Consider the following 505-nt stretch of genomic DNA (forward strand, 5'->3'; position numbering starts at 1 on the left):
CGTCCGCCGCGGACGGCCGGTGTGATCGTGAAGGACGAGGGCGAGGGCGGCAAGCAGCTCGCGGAGTTCCTCGCGGGCCAGAAGTTCATCTGAAGCGTCTTCCATCGAGTTCGCAGGAGTAGGTAGTCCCATGGGTGAAGTCCTCGTTTATGTCGATCATGTGGATGGTGCGGTCCGCAAGCCGACGCTGGAGTTGCTGACGATCGCGCGTCGGCTGGGTGAGCCGGTGGCCCTCGCGTTGGGTGCCGGTGCGGAGGCGACCGCGGGTGTGCTGGGTGAGCATGGTGCGACCCGGGTGCTGGTCAATGACGCGGCGGAGTTCGCGCAGTATCTGGTGGTGCCGAAGGTGGACGCGCTGGAGGCGGCTGCGCGGGTGGTGAGTCCGGTGGCGGTGCTGGTGCCGTCCTCGGGTGAGGGCAAGGAGGTCGCGGCGCGGCTGGCGTTGCGGTTGGGGTCGGGCATCATCACCGATGCGGTGGATGTGGTGGCCGGTGAGCAGGGTCCG

The 505-nt window shown here is 68.1% G+C and carries 2 pseudogenes; both read left to right on the forward strand.

Annotation, left to right across the window (positions count from 1 at the left end):
• Positions 1 to 93: pseudogene (locus PV341_RS45290) on the forward strand (electron transfer flavoprotein subunit beta); the annotation flags it as partial.
• A gap of 37 nt (positions 94 to 130) precedes the next feature.
• Positions 131 to 505: pseudogene (locus tag PV341_RS45295) on the forward strand (electron transfer flavoprotein subunit alpha/FixB family protein); the annotation flags it as partial.

Source organism: Streptomyces sp. PA03-1a (assembly GCF_033792805.1).
Lineage (GTDB): Bacteria > Actinomycetota > Actinomycetes > Streptomycetales > Streptomycetaceae > Actinacidiphila.